Origin of the sequence: Geodermatophilus sp. CPCC 205761 (assembly GCF_051383655.1) — a bacterium.
Taxonomy (GTDB): Bacteria; Actinomycetota; Actinomycetes; order Mycobacteriales; family Geodermatophilaceae; genus Geodermatophilus.
Genome location: NZ_JALPKQ010000043.1, coordinates 29,279 through 45,161 on the forward strand (window position 1 = coordinate 29,279; position 15,883 = coordinate 45,161).

Here is a 15,883-nt window from a genome sequence, read left to right on the forward strand (position 1 = left end):
CATACGCGGCAATGTCGTGCTCTCGGACGTCCGGGTCGTGGTCCAGCCGGACGACAGCGGGGAGGAGATGAGCCCAGGACGCCTCGAGGCCGCCGTCCTCCCCGGTTCGCCCGTGCTTCCCTGCCCACCAGGTGCTCACCATGCTGTGGGCCGACACCGTGGCCGACTGCGCCGGTGTGCAGACCGTCGAGGTCGAGCGAGTGAGCGTGGCCCCGCCACGGACCACCGGCGACGGGGCCCGAGATGGGCAAGTCTGCCGATGGCCCCCGACCTGCTGCCTGGCTGGGCCGGAACGTGGCGAAGCCGGCGCCGGCGTCTCGGGCCGCAGGCTCGTGCAGATCACCGGTCTGCGGCAGGCCGGGAACGGTGGAGGACCAGGCGCAGAACGGTGGGGCGTCGTCCGACACTGCCGCGCCCGACGCCACGGCGTCCATCCGGAGACCTGCCGATGTCGACGAGACGCTTGCTGGAGGACCATCGGCCCGCGGCGCCGCGAACCGGTGGCACCGGGAAGGTGAGGAGAACGGCATGCGAGTCGAGGACCTCAGCGGGGACGACGCCACCGTCTACGGAGCCGTGGCCGAACTCGAAGACGCAGCCAGCGCGCCGCACCTGAACGACATCTCGCGCCGCACCGGCCTGGACCTGGAGCGCACCCGGTCCGCCGTCCACCGTCTGCTGCACACCGAGCCCAAGATCCTGCACGAGGTGCCCGACACCAGCGGGACCGACCTGGGGCCTGTCTACGAGCTGGCCCCGCGCATCTGAACGGCGCGACGGCAGGCGCTCTTCCTGCCGCGAGCGCACGGACGTCAGGACCGTAGCGCGCCGCGGCCCGGCTCTCCGGAGGAGTAGCGGGAGACTGCTGGGACGTAGAGACCCTCCCGCTCGGCGCGCACCGCCGCGAGCGTCCTCGTCGGCGCGCCGAGCTTCACGAGCAGGTGCTCGAGGTGTGCGGCGACGGTTCGTGGGGCCACGACCAGCGTCCGGGCGATCTCGTGGTTCGAGTACCCGTCGACCAAGAGGCCGAGCACCTCCAGCTCGCGTGGCGTGAGCCCGTGCAGGTCGGACACCGGCGACAGCAGTACCACGCCACACAGGACCGCCGGCACGTCGTCGGGCGCGGCGAGGGCGGTGACCCGCACGTGGCCGCGGGGGGGCGTGCGAGCCGCCCAGTGGCCACAGGAAGGACGCGTACACCTGCCCGTCCGCGATCCGCGCGCACGCTGCGGCCAGGATCGGGGAGCCGACGGCGAGCAGCAGGTCGCCGTCCAGGCCCGGCAACGGCTCCGTCCGTCCATCCCTGCGGAGAACCGTCCCGGCAGTCGCCCCGCGGACCAACCGCGCGGCGGTGAGGAGGGAGCGCATCGGGTCGATGCCCCGTGCGAGCACCGGCGCCATCGAGGTGAGGCGACGGCGTACCGCAGTGGTGGGCGGTTCCCGGTCGCCGGACAGCAGCGCCAGGAAGCCGACGTGCCGCCCCGCGGGTGCGAACAAGGCGACGGCCAGCGCCTCGTAGATGCCGGCCGGCATCAGGCACTCGGCCCAGGTCGACAGCTCCTCGGCCGGATAGGGCAGGTCCGACGGGCTCAGGGGCGGACGTGCCCGGTCGGTGCCGGTGACCTCGATGTCACGCGCCATCAGCGGTCCCGAGAGGAACTCCACGGTCGGGACGTCCAGGCCGACGCTCGCCAGGGAGTGGTAGCCCTGACCCAGCGGGTCGGCGAGCGCCAGCCATGCACCGTCGAAGGGGACGACCCCGCGGAGGACCTCGAGCAGGGCCTGCGCGCGCTCGGACGTGGTGCCGGCCGAGGTGGCGCTCTCGGCCAGCAGTAGTTCGGTTGCCTGACGCGAGCGCATGCGTGCTCCCAGAGAGTTCAGCGGTCGCGGACCTGATCCGGCCACGACCGAGCCGACTGCTCGACGGGGGGCACGGACGAGGTGGTCATACCGCGGGAAGCAGTATCACTACTGTCGGCGGCGCCTGAAAACTGACCCCCTGGCGGCAGGGTCGTCGCAGCCCGAGGTCAACTCCGAGGGGGACGACCCGACTGCCCGTGCAACTCCACCCCGCGGCGAAATGCGGCGGCGGAGGCGGGCGTGCTCTGGACGCGCCAGTCGGCTTCCTTGTCGTACTGGAACCAGATCAACCCACGGACGTCTTCTTGCGCGGCCAGGTCGAACAGCTCGCGAATCCAGGTCGCCTTGGAACCACCGTGCTCGGCGGCGCCCACCTCGGTGAGGACGACGGGGCGCTCGGACAGCGCGTGGAGGTCGGTCAGTGACCTACCGAAGAGCTCCCGCGGACTCCGCCATCCTCCCCAGGGCAGTGCCGTGCCGCCGTTGTAGCCGTCGAGCCCGACCCAGTCGACGACGTCGTCACCGGGGTACAGCTCGGCGAAGGGAGCCGTGCCGTCGGCGTGGACGTTCACGCACCAGATCCAGACGGCGTCCATCACGCCCTCGGCCGCGAACACCCGGCGCACGTGCTGCCATGCCGCGACCGCTCCAGCGGGCGTGTTGCCGTTGACGCCGGCACCCCAGGGGTAGTGGGTGGCGTTCAACTCGTGCAGGAAGCGGATGCCCAGCCGGCCGCCCCACTGGCGCACCTGTCGGGCGAAGGCGGCGATGTAGGCGTCGTGCGTGCCGTCGGCGATGCGGGCCAGCGAGTACGCCGGCTGGTCGACCCCGGCTCCCGGTGACCACGGCTCCCAGGTCAGCACCGGCAGCGCCCCGCGGGCCGCCGCGGCCTCGGCACGGGCGGCGTCGAAGGGCGCCTGTCCCTCCCAGGCCCGGTACCACTCGTACAGCGACACGGAGGCACCGGTCGTCCGGGCGAAGTCGTCGACCTCCCGGACGTCGTCCGCCGCCACCCCGAGCGCCAGCGGCTCCGGCGTCGAGCAGGTGGGCACCAGCAGCAGCACAGCCAGGCAGGATGCCAGAGCGCGGCGGGCGCGAGCCGGGTCGGGGCATGCCACGCCGAGATCGGCCGCCTCTCACCCCGGCTGCCGTAGCACAGTCCCCGCTGGTCCGCTGGACGAGCGCAGCGACACGCCGTGTACGAAGATCTCGGAGCCCGCGCTGAGACAGAGGCACGACGGAGGACCGGCGATCGACGTGGTGGTGACAGATCCAGCGACAGCAGTGCACGCGCGGCCCGGGGCTGACCAGGATGCCGCACGAGTTCGCGCCCTGGAGGAGCTGGACGTCCTCCACACCGGACCGGAACGACGCTTCGACCGCATCACCCGGCTTGCCCAGCGGGTGTTCGGCGTCGCCAACGCCTCGATCACGTTGATCGACGAGGACCGGCAGCACGTCAAGTCCCAGCAGGCCACCGGCCTGACCTTCGAGGACGGTGCGCGGGCGGACGCGTTCTGCGACCACACGATCCGACGACCGGACACGCTCGTCGTCGAGGACGCCACCGCTGACGACCGGTTCGCCGACAACCCCCTGGTCGCCGGGCCGTCCCACCTCCGGTTCTACGCCGGGCACCCGCTGCAGGCGCCCGGCGGACAGCGGGTCGGCGCACTGTGCCTGCTGGACGACCAGCCGCGACGGCTCAGCGCGCCGGAGCGTGAGCTGCTGCAGGACCTCGCGGCCTGGGTCGAGGACGAGCTGGCCAACTCCACCGAGCTCGAGCACGCCGCCGAGGCCCAGCGCGCGCTGTTGCCGCGCACGTCGCCCGAGCTGCCCGGACACGAGGTCGCCGGTATGTGCCTGCCCTCCCGCGCGGTGGGCGGCGACTTCTACGACTGGGAGGCGCTCCCCGACGGCGACCTGGCCCTGACCGTGGCCGACGTGATGGGGAAGGGCTTCGCCGCCGCCCTGACCACGGCCGGCGTGCGAGCCGTCTTCCGCTCGGCGGTCCGGACGGCCGGGACGGCGCAGGCGCTGCGGGAGGCGGCCGCAACCCTGTACGAGGACCTGGAGCGGACGAGCACGCTCGTCACCGTCTGGCACGGCCGGCTGTCACCCGCCACCGGCCTGCTGCGCTACACCGATGCGGGCCACAGCCTCATGGTGGTGGTGCGCGCCGACGGCAGCGTGTGGCGCCCCCGGTCCGGCGGTCTGCCGCTCGGTGTCTTCCTCGACGCCGACTGGGCCGAGGAGGTGGTGCAGCTGCAGCCCGGGGACTCGGTGCTGGTGTTCAGTGACGGGCTGCTCGACCTCTACGACGGGACCCTCTCGTCGTTGGACCGCGTCGCCGCCGCCGTCCGGGACGGGGTGGACGTCCAGCACGTGATCGACCGGTTCGCCGTCCTCTCCCGACGAGTGGGCGTCCGGGACGACGTGACCGCGGTGGCGATCCGGCGGACGGCGTGACCAGTCATCGGCCGAACGGACCCCGGGCCGGCTTCTGGAGCCGCCGGACCCTGCTCCGCGTCCTGATCGTCCTGACGCTGGTGTCCGGGACGAACTACCTGGTGTGGCGCTGGCTGGACTCGGTGAACTGGAACTACTGGTGGATCGCCGTCCCGCTCGTGCTCGCCGAGACCTACAGCCTGATCGACGCGTTCCTCTTCGGGACCACCATGTGGCGGCTCCGCGAGCGTGGCGAACCGCCGCCGCCGGTCGAGGCGACCGTCGACGTGTTCATCACGACCTACAACGAGCCGATCGACCTGGTGATGGCCACCGCTCGCGCCGCCCTGGCCATCGACCGTCCGCACCGGACGTGGGTGCTGGACGACGGTGCCCGGGACGAGCTGCGGCAGGCGGCCGAGGCCGCCGGGGTCGGCTACCTGACCCGCAGCACGGACTGGGCAGATCGCCCCCGCCACGCCAAGGCCGGCAACCTGAACAACGCGCTCTTCGCCACCGACGGCGAGTTCCTGCTGATCCTGGACGCGGACCAGGTGCCCGACCCGGCGATCCTGGACCGTACCCTCGGGTACTTCCGTGATCCGAAGGTGGCGTTGGTCCAGACCCCGCAGTGGTTCGTGAACGTCGACGACTCCGATCCGCTCGGCAGTCAGGCGCCGCTGTTCTACGGGCCGATCCAGCAGGGCAAGGACGGCTGGAACGCGGCGTTCTTCTGCGGGTCGAACGCTGTGTTGCGTCGCGAGGCGCTCATGCAGATCGGCGTCGTGGGGTACGTGCGCGAGGTGGGCCGCGCGGTGCGGGTGGCTCTGGACGCCGCCGGCCGGGTGGTACGGGAGGCCCGCAGGACGGCGGCCGAGCACAGCCCCGCGGTCGTCCGGGCACTCGACGAGGTCGACGCCGCGGTCGGACGGGCACGGGCGGAACTGAAGCAGGGCGAGCCGTTGTCCGAGGTCACCTATCGGTTCCAGCAGCGGGTGGACGAGGCGGGACGCGGCGTGGTGGCCGCGGACGCCGAGTCCCTCCGGGCGGACCTCGCGGCGATCGAAGCCCTCCCGATCGCCAGCGACGATGAACTGGGCGCCGTGATCGTGGACGACGTCGCACTGCAGCGGCTGGCGGCGCGGGACTGGTCGCCCCTCGGCGCGCTGGAGTCGGTGAAGGCGCTGGTCCGGGCGGTCGACGTCGACCTCGTCGCGGAGGCTCAGCCGGTGATGCCGATGGCCACCATCTCGGTCACCGAGGACATGGCCACCGCCATGCGTCTGCACGGGGCCGGCTGGCGGACCATGTACCACCATGAGGTGCTGGCGCGCGGCCTGGCACCGGAGGACCTGAGCTCGATGCTGCACCAACGGCTGCGCTGGTCGCAGGGCACCCTGCAGGTGATGCTGAAGGAGAACCCGCTGACGCAGCCGGGACTGAGCCTCGGCCAGCGGCTCATGTACTTCGCGACCATGTGGAGCTACCTGTCCGGCTTCGCCGCGGTCGTGTACATCGCCGCGCCGGTGCTGTACCTGTTCTTCGGGATCCGGCCGGTCCAGACCTTCGGCGGGGAGTTCCTCGCCCGCCTGCTGCCCTACCTGATCATCACGCAGGTGCTCTTCTCCGTCGTCGGCTACGGGATCAAGACCTGGCGGGGACAGCAGTACAGCCTCGCCCTGTTCCCGCTGTGGATCCGGGCGTGCACGACAGCCGTGGGCAACGTCTTCTTCGGGCGGAGCCTCGGGTTCGTCGTCACGCCGAAGGAGCGCCAGCAGGGCGGCGGGATCCCCTGGCGGCTCATCCGCCCGCAGGTCGTCGCCATGGTGGTCCTCGTGGCGGCGGCGGTGGTGGGGCTGATCCGGCTGGGGTTGGGTCTGGCGCCGACGGCGCAAGGGACGTGGGTGAACCTGGTGTGGGTGGTCTACGACCTGGTGGTGCTGAGCGTCGTCATCGAGGCGGCGCGGTACCGCGGGCCGGTGAGCGTGGAGGAGCGAGCGACGTGATCGACCTGGACACCGACGTGGACACGGACGGGGCGGTCATCCGACTGCGCGGCCGGCTGACCATGGTCAACGCAGCGGCGCTCCGGTCGACCGTGGCCGATGCCCTGGACGCTGGGCGGACACGCATCGTGCTGGACCTCAGCGACTGCGAGTTCATGGACAGTTCGGGTCTCGGCGCCGTGATCGGAGGGCTGAAGACGGCCCGACAGGCCGGTGGGGACCTGCGCATCGCCTCGCTGACCCCACAGGTCGCCACCGTGCTGCAGCTGACCAACCTCGACCGCGTGCTGCGGCCGTACGACAGCGTCGGCGGGGCCCTCGGTGGCAGCTGAGCCCGGGGCATCACTGACCGCGGCGCCCGAGCCGGCGTCCCTGGACCGGGTCCACACCCTGCTGGAGGCCGTCTGGGCCGCGCACCCGGACGTCGAACCTGCCGATCGCATGTCCTTCGCGATCGCGGTCACCGAGGTCGCCGGGAACATCGTCGCGCACTCTGGCGACGAACAGGGCCGCGAGTTCTCCGTCCGGGTCCGCGTCGATCCCGGACAGCTGGAGGCCGAGTTCGAGGACTCCGGGCAACGGGTGGACGTGGACCTGTCGACGGTCCGGATGCCGGACGAGGTCGCGGAGTTCGGCCGTGGGCTGGCGCTCGCCGTCAGTTGCGTGGACAACCTCGAGTACCGGCGCGAGGAGGAGACGAACCACTGGCGGCTGGTCCGGCGACGCGCCGGAGCGTGACGTCGGCGGGCGCGGCGGCGTCGGGCGGCGCCACCGGACTCAGCGTCTGTCCTTCGCCGACGTGGAAATGCCGGCGTTGTCGGGGCCCGCTGGACCTCGAGGTCCACGTCGATCGGGACGGTCGAGACGGGTGGCGCACGGCGCGCCCTGCCCGCTGAACCGCACGGTGGCCCGCGTCTGCGGCAGCGTTGATGCCCGCTGGCAGCGCGGTCGAGCCCGCGCTCTGCAGCCAGATTCCACCCCGGTCGTCGTGGTGACCGGTGCGAACGGACTGGTGGGCACCGCGGTGTGCCGGGCGCTCGTCGAGCGGTCGGCGCAGGTGCGCGCCGTCGTCCGCTGCGCCGGTAGCGCGCCTGGGCTCGACGGAGTCACCGAGCTCGTCGGTGAGTCGCCGACGAGGGCCTCGCCCGCGAGGTGACCCAGGGCGCCGACGCGGTCGTCACGACAGTCCACCCGATGGGCGCGCCACGGGACGGACCTTCGACGTGCAGGCCATGCGCGACCACCCCAACGCCCGGCGCCACCTCGACGAGCTCGTGCGACTCTGCGAGGGCCGGACGAAGGGCGGTCCGGGTCGTCGCCACCGGCTGACGTCGTGGTCACCGCGCGGGCCCCCGGTCGCGACCGGGACCCGGCCTCCCCGTGCCACGGGTGGCACGCTTCGCCTGGGACCTGATGCCCTGTTCACGCCCCCGGGAGCGTTCTACCTTCGCGGGTGCCGGGTCTCCCGTCGGGGGCGGTGCGACATGACCAAGCGCCCGTATGACGTCATCGTCGTGGGAGCCCGCTGTGCGGGCTCCACTACCGCGATGCTGCTGGCCCGCCACGGTCACCGGGTCCTGGTCGTCGACCGGGCCACCTTTCCCAGCGACACGGTCTCCACCCATCTGGTCCATCCCCCGGGAGTGGCGGCGCTGCGGCGCTGGGGTCTGCTCGACCGGGTGGCCGCCTCGGGGTGCCCGCCGATCGACACCTACGCGTTCGACTTCGGGTCCTTCGCCCTCGCCGGGGCGCCCGGAACGCCAGAATCCCCGGTTGCGTACGCCCCGCGGCGGACCGTGCTGGACGAGCTGCTGGTCGAGGCGGCGGCCGGGGCCGGTGCCGAGGTCCGGCAGGGCTTCACGGTCGACAAGTTGCTCACCGAGGACGGTTCGGTCGTCGGTGTCCGCGGCCACGGCAGGGACGACCGCCGCACGGTGGACGAGTACGCCCAGGTCGTCGTCGGCGCGGACGGACTGCACTCGTTCGTGGCTCGGGCCGTGCGGCCGGAGCAGTACCGCGACCATTCGCCGCTGTTGTGCGGCTACTACTCCTACTGGAGCGACCTGCCGATGCACGGCCGCTGGGAGGCGTACGACCGTCCGGAGCGCGCCTTCGCCGCGTGGGCCACGAACGACGACCTGACGCTGGTCATCGCCGGGTGGCCGTATCGGGAGTTCCAGGCCAGGAAGGAGGACCTCGAGGGCAGCTACTTGCAGACGCTCGAGCTGGACCCGTCGTTCGCCGAGCGGATCCGCGTCGCCACCCGCGAGGCCCGCCTCGTCGGGGCCGTCGTGCCCAACTACTTCCGCAAGCCCTACGGGCCCGGCTGGGTCCTGGTGGGCGACGCCGGCTACAACAAGGACTTCGTCACGGCACAGGGCATCCAGGACGCCTTCCTGGATGCGGAGCTGTGTGCCACCGCGGTGCACGAGACCCTCTCCGGCGGACGTCCGTTCGACGCCGCCCTTGGCGAGTACCACTCCCGGCGGGACGAGCGCGTCCTGCCGATGTACGAGTTCACGCTGGAGTTCGCGTCCCTCGAGCCGCCGCCGCCCGAGCTCCAGCGCCTGCTCGCGGCCGCCTCCGGCAACCAGGAGGCGATGAACCAGTTCGCGCGGGTCAACGCGGGGGTGGAGTCGCCGGCGAACTTCTTCGCACCGGACAACGTCGCGCGCATCCTGGCCTCGGCCGAGCGGCCGACGGGTTCGCGGGAACCGGACGGCCCGGTCGCGGTCGGCTGATCGGCCTGCGGGCGGTAGCGGGCGCACGGGGGAGGTCCCCTCGCCTCGGGCGCCGTCGGCGTGCGGGGCAGGGCCCCGAACCCGGCGAAGGAGGCAGGCAGGCCGGGCGGCGCCGGGGACGGCGACACGGATGAGGCGCGCAGCGACGCGATCGGCACGGAGGCGGTCTTGGAGGACGGCGGCGAGGCCGGGCCCGGCGTGCGGCCGCGGGCTTCGGGGAGCGGCGGTGGGCATTGCCCGGACCGTCCGTGCCGCCGCCTGCTCGGTAGTCGCGCCCGGAACGCGTCGCAGCGCCGCCTCCTCGGAGGCGGTCGCGGACGGCATCGCGAAGGGCTGGTTGCCGATGGCGCTTCGGCGGGGACCGTGACGGCCATCGATGCAGTGCCGGGCTCCGGCCCGAGCAGGTGGGCAGAAATCCCACTTCGAAGTGTCCGAGGGGGGAGTCGCTACATACGCACACGGTTACGGCCGTGATCGGCAGGCGAGTCGACGGACTCAAGCCCACGACCCGCAGCTACGAGTGTCCGAGGGGCGGCAACACGCCAGATACGCACACGGCTCAACAGAGTTGCATCACCGCCGCTCAGAACGTCGGTCCTGAAGGGCGTGCCGGTGAGCTAGGGAACGGTGATGACCGGGCTGCCACCGCGGGACGTGCGCGGACGAGCTCGCGGTGCTCCCGCGACCTGGCAGAGTCGGATCCCGTGTCGGGTGACCTGCCCCTGCTCGGGTTCGGACTTCCGGTGTCGGGGGGCTGGGCGACCCCGGACACGATGCGTCGCACCGCCCGTCGCGCCGAGGAGCTCGGGTACGCGTCGCTGTGGACCTTCCAACGCGTGCTCTACCCCGCCGACGGCGAGCTCGACCGGTCGCACCGCGAGGTGCACGATCCGGTCATCCCGCTCGCGTACGTCGCCGGGCACACCGACCGGATCGGGCTAGGGACGGCGACCGTCTGCGCGCCGTTCACCGCACCCGCGCTGCTCGCGAAGACACTGACGTCGCTGGATGTGCTGTCCGGCGGTCGGCTCACCGTCGGCCTCGGGATCGGCTGGCTGCGGCAGGAGTACGCCGCCGCGGGCGTGCCCTTCGAGCGCCGGGGCGCTCGGATGGACGAGTACGTGCGCTGCCTGGAGGCGTTGTGGACGCAGGACCCGGTCGAGTTCGCCGGCGAGTTCTTCATGGTTCCGCGCTCCCACGTGGGCCCGCGGCCCGTGCAGCGACCGCACCCCGCGGTGCTGCTCGGAGGCGCGGCCGCGCCGGCACTGCGCCGCGCCGGGCGGCTCGCCCAGGGCTGGATCAGCAGCAGCCGGCAGAACCTCACCCGGATCGGCGAGTGTGTCGAGACGGTGCGCGACGGCGCGCGCGAGGCTGGACGTGACCCGGAGGCCGTGCGGATCCTCGTGCGCGGCCTCGTAGACCTCGTCGACGAGGACCCTGGCGCGCAGCGCCGGCCACTCCAGGGGACGCGCGAGCAGGTGCTCGACGACCTTGGAGCACTGCGCGCGCAGGGCGTCACCGAGGTCTTCTTCGACCTCAACTTCTCACCCCGGGCCGGTTTCCCGGGCGTCGACGCCGCCGCGGCACTCGCGTATGCGGATCGCGTGCTCGACACTTTCGCGCCCGCGAACGGATCGAGCTGACCCACGGTCTCCGAGGCCGGCCCGAGGGGAGCTCGGTGCCCACGAGCGCCCGACCCGGAGCGCGCAAGCGCTTACCGACCGAGCCGTCGTCCGGCCAGCCGCCGCGGGCCGATCGCGTCGCTCTACCCGGCGTCGACCTTCGGCATGATCTCCTCCTTGAGACGCTTGAGGTCATCGAGCGTCTTCGAAACCGGCACGTCCTGGAACGGAGGCCAGAGGAGAGGCATCGTCAGCCCCACCTCCTTGTAGCGCTTGAGCGTGTCGGTGATCTGCGCGGCAGTCCCAGCCAGCAGGTTGGTGGCCTTGCCCCGCGGCGTCTGGTCGGTCTCCTCGTCGGTGATGACGAACCAGATCATGCTGGAGACCTCGAGGTCGTCGATCGACTTCCCTCGCTCGTCGAGCTCGCGCGAGATGGCGCCCCGCCACTGCTGGAGTTCGTCGGGGGTGTCCTGAATGCCGATCCAGCCCGCCAGGTTGTACTTCGCGACGCGGTTGGCTGCGCGCTTCGGGTCCTTCAGCCCGCTGAAGAAGATCGGCGGGTGCGGCTTCTGCACCGGCTTCGCGCCGAAGCCGCACACGGGGAAGTCGGCGAACTCGCCGTGGTACTCGAACAGGTCGTTGGTCCAGATGCCCTGCATGATCTCGATCGTCTCGCGCACGTGGGTGTGCCGCTTCGGGAAGATGTGCGAGGCGCTCGCCGCCGCGAACTCCTCGGGCATCCAGCCCGCCCCCACGCCGACGTTGACCCGGCCGTTCGAGAGGTGGTCGACGGTGGCGATCTCGGCGGCGAGGACGCCGGGCGCCCGGTACGGGGTGTCGGTGATGCTCATCCCGATCCGCACCTTCGTCGTCTTGGCCGCGAGCCAGGGGATGAGCGGCCAGCCCTGGTACCACTGGCCGCGGGACGAGACCGGGAGCGCCTTCGGGAACTCGTCCATCATGCCGAACGAGTGCTGCAGCTCGGCGCGGTCGGAGGCTTCCGGGACGACGATCCGGTCGAGGGTCCAGACCGAGTCGAAGTCGAGCTCCTCGGCCAGGCTGGTGAGGTCCTCGAGCTCCTTGACGGTCACCTTGTCGCGGAAGTTCGGCAGGTAGAGAGCGAGCTTCATGCGAGACGTCCTTCCCGATCGGTCACGCATTTCGACGGGCGGGGCGGGTCGGGCGGCGCCTGCGAGTATCCAGACGGCTTGCCTGCCTGCAGGGACGGTAACGTTGCTGGCGGGGCCGTAACAGGTCCCTCGACCTGCCGTCGCCGCCTTCACCCATCGCGGCCATGCGTCAGCTCGACGCGACCTCCGGAGCGTCGGCCCGGAGCCGGTCGCGCAGCTCCCGCTTGAGGACCTTGCCGTAGTTGTTCGTCGGCAGGGCGTCGACGAACCGGTAGTCCTTGGGACGTTTGTACCGGGCGATGTGCTCGAGGCACGCCTGGTCGAGGTCCTCGACCGGCGGCGGGGCGGCGCCGTCGGCGGCCACCACGAAGGCGACCACCGCCTCGCCCCACTGCGGGTCGAGCCGGCCGACCACGGCAGCGGCCCGGACCCCGGGGTGGCGGAGCAGCGCCTCCTCCACCTCGCGGGGGTAGATGTTCATCCCGCCGCTGATGATCAGGTCCTTGGACCGGTCCCGCAGTGCGAGGAACCCGTCGGCGTCGAAGCTGCCGAGGTCGCCGGTGTGCAGCCAGCCGCCACGCAGCGTCTCGGCGGTGGCATCGGGCTGGTTCCAGTACCCGGCCATGACGACGTCGCCCCGGACCACCACCTCGCCGACCTCACCGGCAGGCAGCTCTCGGTCCGCGTCGTCGACGACCCGGACCTCGACGTCGGTGCGCGGGAAGCCGACACTCTGCAGGCGCTCCCGCCACCGGGGATGGTCCCGCTCGGCGTGGTCCGCCTTGGACAGGGCGGTGATCGTCATCGGCGTCTCGCCCTGCCCGTAGATCTGGGCCAGGCGGGGACCGAAGACGTCCAGGGCGTCCTCCAGGTCGGCCAGGTACATCGGCGCGCCGCCGTAGACGATCGTCTTCAGGTGGGTCAGATCAGCGGCGGCGACGGCACGGTCGCCGGCCAGCCGCTTCACCATGGTGGGAGCGGCGAACAGCGATATGCCCGGCCAGCGACTCAGGAGGGCGGCGATCTCGTCGCCGTCGACGCCGCCGGAGTGCGGCACGACGCTCACCGCTCCCCGTGCCACGTGAGGCAGTCCGTACAGCCCCGAGCCGTGCGACAGCGGCGCGGCGTGCAGGATGCAGTCCTGCGGCATCACCTGGTCGATGTCGGCGAAGTAGCTGAGCGACGCCATGAGCAGGTTGCGGTGCGTGAGCGTCGCTCCCTTGGGCCGTCCGGTGGTGCCGCTCGTGTAGAACAGCCAGGCCGCATCTCCCGGCTGCCGGTCGACGAGCGGCGCCGGCGCCGACCCGGTGAGCCGGTCCCACCGCGGTCCGGGCGCCAGCACCGCCGCCCGCAGCGCATCGACGGTGCCGACCAGCGGCTCGACGTCCTGCGCGTGCTCGTCGTCGGTCACCACGACCGCCGATCCGCTGTGGTCGAGGATGTAGGCGATCTCGTCCGGGTGGAGCCGGGCGTTGACCGGCACGGCGACCAGACCGGCGTGCCAGATGGCGAACAGCGCCTCGAGGTACTCGGGCCGGTTGCGCATCACGAGGGCGACCCGATCCCCCGGCGACAGCCCGACGCTCTCGCGCAGGCCGGCCGCGGCGGCGGCCGCCCGGGCGGCGAACCCGCCCCAGCTCGCGTGCACCCGGTCGCCGTCTGCCAGGGCCGGGTCGTCCGACCGCCGGCGGCCGTGGCGCTCCACCCACACTGCCACGTTCATCCCACCACCCGGCCTGTGGAGGTGAAGGTAAGTCCCGGCGCCTCGGCCAGAGTATGCCCGGTCCCGGCCGGTGCCGGGCTCCTGCGCTGTCTCCGGTTCAGGGGCGTCCGATTGCTGTCCGGCGGAGTCGACGGACGCGTCGAGCCGGCCGTCCGACCCCTTACCCTCGCACCGTCGGGACCCGCTCTCCCACCACGCCGCGAGGCTCCACTGTCCATGCCCATTGGCCGAGTGCGATGAGGCTCACCGCGACCGAGGCGCGTGCGCGACTGGCCGCGCAGTACCACGGAGTCCTGTGCACGGTGCACCCCGAGCGTGGCGTCGACGCCGTGCCCGTCGTGTACGTGGTGGACGACGACGGCTACGTGGGCATACCCGTCGACCGGGTGAAGCCGAAGTCGTCCTCGCGGCTGCAGCGGGAGCGGAACCTGGAGGCCGACCCGCGGGCCGCGCTGCTGGTGGAGCACTGGGACCGCCGCGACTGGTCACGGCTGTGGTGGGTGCGGGCGGAGCTGCGTTGGCAGCGCGACGCCGCGACCGGCCGGGCGGCGGACCTCGCCGCCCGGCTGTCGCGGGCCTACCCGCAGTACCGGGACCAGCCCTTCACCCGGGTGCTGGTGCTCCGCGTCGTCGGCGTGACCGGATGGGCGGCCGGCGTTCAGTGACCGCGCCTGTCCCCCTCGACGCCGCGCAGCCGGCCTGTTGCCGCTGCCTGCATGCGGACGCGTCGTCATGGGGGAGGAGGCCGCGGCGGGCCTGACCGGATGCCGCCGGCGCGTCGGATGTGCTGCGTCGAGCCGCGGAGGGAGTGACCACGGGTGCCAGGTGTCACAGCCGATATCACGAACCGGTCGTCAGCCCGTCACCGTCGTGATGCGCGGATTCAGCGGATTCGCAGATGCCGGACGCGGATGGGTGGTACGTGCCGACGCCGGTGCGCCACTCTGCATGTCATCGACTCCCGTCCGGGAGTCGTGGGCCGGGTCGATGGCGGTGGGCCCTGGTCCGACGCTGGAGGTAAGGAGCGTCCGGTGGCCGACACGATGCGTGCTTTCGTCATGACCGAGGTGGGCAAGACGGCAGTGGTCGAGAAGCCCATTCCCACGCCCGGACCGGAGGAAGCCGTCGTCCGGACGACGACGGCCCTGATCTGCACGTCGGATGTGCACACCGTCCGGGGTGCCCTTCCCGTCGAGAACGGCCGGACGCTCGGTCACGAATCCGTCGGTGTCGTCCATGCGCTGGGATCGGCGGTATCCGGGTTCAGTGAGGGGCAGCGGGTTGCGGTGAACGCCGTCACACCCTGCTTCCGCTGCGGCTACTGCCAGCGCGGGTTCACCAGCCAGTGCGGGGGCGCACTCGGGGGGTACAGGTATACCGCGCAGATCGACGGCAACATGGCGGAGTACTTCATCGTGCCCGCGGCCGCCGCAAACCTGACGCCGATCCCGGAAGACGTGACCGACGAGCAGGCCGTCTACACCTGCGACATGCTGTCCACCGGATTCATGGGTGCCGAGCATGCCCGCATCCAGCTCGGCGAAACCGTGGCGGTCTTCGCGCAGGGGCCGGTCGGGCTCTGTGCCACGATCGGGGCCAACCTGCTCGGGGCCGGGCGTGTGATCGCCGTGGAGTCCCGGCCCGAACGAAAGGCGCTCGCCACGAAGTTCGGTGCCGACGACGTCGTCGACTTCACCGAGGGCGACCCCGTCGACCAGATCATGGACCTCACCGGTGGCGAGGGCGTGGACGCAGCCATCGAGGCGTTCGGCTTCCCGGCAACCTTCGACGGCTGTGTCCGGGTGACCAAGGCCGGAGGTCGGGTCTCCAACATCGGCTACCACGGGGAGAACCCGGCCCCACTCCAGCTGCCGTTGGACGCGATCGGGCTCGGTATGAACGACAAGGCGATCTACACAGGACTGTGCCCCGGGGGGAGTGAGCGGATGGGTCGCCTGCTCCGGCTGCTGCAGACGGACCGGATCGATCCCACGCCGATGACGACCCACCGCTTCGGCTTCGGCGACGTGGAGCGAGCCTTCCAGATGATGGCGGACAAGGAGGACGGCATCCTCAAGCCACTCATCAGCTTCACCTGACGCGTTCCGGCATACGACCGAGCCGGCACCGGACCAGGCCGTCGACCGGTGTCCCCCATGGGGCTCCACGGCGAGCGGCGGTGAGCTCAGGGTGTCACCGGGTCAGAACGGTGCCACCATGCAGGGCTTCAGGGAGCGACAAGAGAACCCCAAGGCTCTGGAGCCGTGAGGGTTCGACTCGGTGTCCGAGGGGGTGTCTGAGTTCAGGACATCGTGCACACCTGTCTCGGGACATCGTTCACAGCCTGAGTCCG

Annotated in this window: 13 protein-coding genes; 9 read left to right on the forward strand and 4 right to left on the reverse strand. The window is 71.8% G+C overall.

The features are described from left to right. The first annotated feature begins 528 nt into the window (after positions 1-528). Positions 529-768, forward strand: a complete 240-nt coding sequence (locus MY526_RS21420; RefSeq protein ID WP_436695641.1) for a hypothetical protein — start codon at positions 529-531, stop codon at positions 766-768. A gap of 44 nt (positions 769-812) precedes the next feature. Here MY526_RS21420 and MY526_RS21425 read toward each other — a convergent pair whose 3' ends face one another. Together MY526_RS21425 and MY526_RS21430 are read right to left on the reverse strand one after the other, a co-directional pair. Then, positions 813-1,145, reverse strand: a complete 333-nt coding sequence (locus tag MY526_RS21425) for a response regulator transcription factor (RefSeq protein WP_436705020.1) — start codon at positions 1,143-1,145, stop codon at positions 813-815. 882 nt (positions 1,146-2,027) lie between these two features. Further along, the gene (locus MY526_RS21430) at positions 2,028-2,924 is read right to left on the reverse strand and encodes a glycoside hydrolase family 26 protein (RefSeq protein ID WP_436705021.1); all 897 of its coding nucleotides are present in this window, start codon (positions 2,922-2,924) and stop codon (positions 2,028-2,030) included. 220 nt (positions 2,925-3,144) lie between these two features. On the opposite strand from MY526_RS21430, the gene MY526_RS21435 reads away from it, so the two are divergent. The 6 genes from MY526_RS21435 to MY526_RS21460 all read left to right on the forward strand — a co-directional run bounded on the left by MY526_RS21435 (position 3,145) and on the right by MY526_RS21460 (position 10,698). Further along, complete coding sequence (locus tag MY526_RS21435; RefSeq protein WP_436705022.1) at positions 3,145-4,329, forward strand: PP2C family protein-serine/threonine phosphatase; 1,185 nt, start codon at positions 3,145-3,147, stop codon at positions 4,327-4,329. Next, entirely contained in the window at positions 4,326-6,314 is a 1,989-nt protein-coding gene (locus MY526_RS21440; protein WP_436705023.1) for a glycosyltransferase, read from the forward strand. The genes MY526_RS21435 and MY526_RS21440 overlap by 4 nt, the downstream gene beginning before the upstream one ends. After that, positions 6,311-6,646, forward strand: coding sequence for an STAS domain-containing protein (locus MY526_RS21445; RefSeq protein ID WP_436695646.1), 336 nt, complete (start codon positions 6,311-6,313; stop codon positions 6,644-6,646). Before MY526_RS21440 ends, MY526_RS21445 begins: the two co-directional genes overlap by 4 nt. After that, positions 6,636-7,052, forward strand: a complete 417-nt coding sequence (locus MY526_RS21450) for an ATP-binding protein (RefSeq protein ID WP_436695647.1) — start codon at positions 6,636-6,638, stop codon at positions 7,050-7,052. The genes MY526_RS21445 and MY526_RS21450 overlap by 11 nt, the downstream gene beginning before the upstream one ends. Before the next feature lie 746 nt (positions 7,053-7,798). Then, entirely contained in the window at positions 7,799-9,055 is a 1,257-nt protein-coding gene (locus MY526_RS21455; RefSeq protein ID WP_436695648.1) for an NAD(P)/FAD-dependent oxidoreductase, read from the forward strand. Positions 9,056-9,798: 743 nt separating this feature from the next. Then, on the forward strand, positions 9,799-10,698 hold the full coding sequence (locus MY526_RS21460) for a TIGR03619 family F420-dependent LLM class oxidoreductase (RefSeq protein WP_436705025.1): 900 nt from the start codon (positions 9,799-9,801) through the stop codon (positions 10,696-10,698). A 122-nt stretch (positions 10,699-10,820) separates the two neighbouring features. Here MY526_RS21460 and MY526_RS21465 read toward each other — a convergent pair whose 3' ends face one another. After that, positions 10,821-11,807 carry an LLM class flavin-dependent oxidoreductase gene (locus tag MY526_RS21465; protein ID WP_436705024.1) on the reverse strand — a complete coding sequence of 329 codons (987 nt, stop codon included), beginning with the start codon at positions 11,805-11,807 and terminating at the stop codon, positions 10,821-10,823. Between the two features lie 169 nt (positions 11,808-11,976). After that, positions 11,977-13,530, reverse strand: coding sequence for an AMP-binding protein (locus MY526_RS21470; RefSeq protein WP_436695651.1), 1,554 nt, complete (start codon positions 13,528-13,530; stop codon positions 11,977-11,979). Between the two features lie 236 nt (positions 13,531-13,766). Between MY526_RS21470 and MY526_RS21475 the strand changes: the two genes are divergently transcribed. Then, the gene (locus MY526_RS21475) at positions 13,767-14,195 is read left to right on the forward strand and encodes a pyridoxamine 5'-phosphate oxidase family protein (RefSeq protein ID WP_436695652.1); all 429 of its coding nucleotides are present in this window, start codon (positions 13,767-13,769) and stop codon (positions 14,193-14,195) included. A 366-nt stretch (positions 14,196-14,561) separates the two neighbouring features. Continuing rightward, a complete protein-coding gene (locus MY526_RS21480) occupies positions 14,562-15,629 on the forward strand; it encodes an NAD(P)-dependent alcohol dehydrogenase (protein WP_436695653.1) in 1,068 nt (355 codons plus the stop codon). Positions 15,630-15,883 lie beyond the last annotated feature (254 nt).